Below are 644 nucleotides of genomic sequence, written 5' to 3' on the forward strand. Positions count from 1 at the left end.
GCTTTCCAGAGTGACCTCGTCCGTGCGGTACGGGTGCCTGAGAGATTCCGGGGAGGATTTGCTCCTTCGGCGCCTCCGGATTCACGGTCCGGAGAGCTCTCCCGCACGGGGTCAGCGGCCACCGCCAGCCTACCAGCGAGGACCATGGCCGATCCCTCAAGTGGCCGCCTGCCGCGAAGTGCTCTTTCGTAGTGAGTACGAACGAACAATGATGAGTTGTCCGCATTCCCGGTGATTCCCCGGTGCCCGACACCCCGCGACCAGCTGGAGGGACCGTGCAGACCGACATCGATCCGCGCAACCTGATCGGCCGGAAGGCGTTCGACCGGAACGGGGCCAAAATCGGCACGATCGACGAGATCTATCTCGACGACGCCACCGGCTCCCCGGAGTGGGCCGCGATACGCACCGGCCTGTTCAGCCGTGACGCGTTCGTGCCGCTCGAACCCAGCGAACTCGTCGACGACGGCACCCTGCGCATCCCCTACGACCGCGCCCTGATCAAGGACGCCCCCGACTTCGGGGTCGGACGCCACCTCTCGCCCGCCCAGGAGCTCCAGCTCTACCACCACTACGGCCTGGACACGACGCCTCCGCACACCCCGCCGCCGGACCGCGATTTCGGCCAGGTCGCGGACCAGGAC

Annotated in this window: 1 protein-coding gene and 1 riboswitch; the gene reads left to right on the plus strand. The window is 67.2% G+C overall.

Annotated elements, in window-relative coordinates:
* Window positions 1-15: 15 nt before the first annotated feature.
* Window positions 16-114: riboswitch (glycine riboswitch) on the minus strand.
* A gap of 161 nt (window positions 115-275) precedes the next feature.
* A partial coding sequence (locus AB8Z36_RS41565; RefSeq protein WP_369218505.1) for a PRC-barrel domain-containing protein occupies window positions 276-644 on the plus strand: 369 nt, incomplete at its 3' end.

Origin of the sequence: Streptomyces flavofungini, from assembly GCF_041028215.1 — a bacterium.
GTDB classification, from domain to species: domain Bacteria; phylum Actinomycetota; class Actinomycetes; order Streptomycetales; family Streptomycetaceae; genus Streptomyces; species Streptomyces flavofungini_B.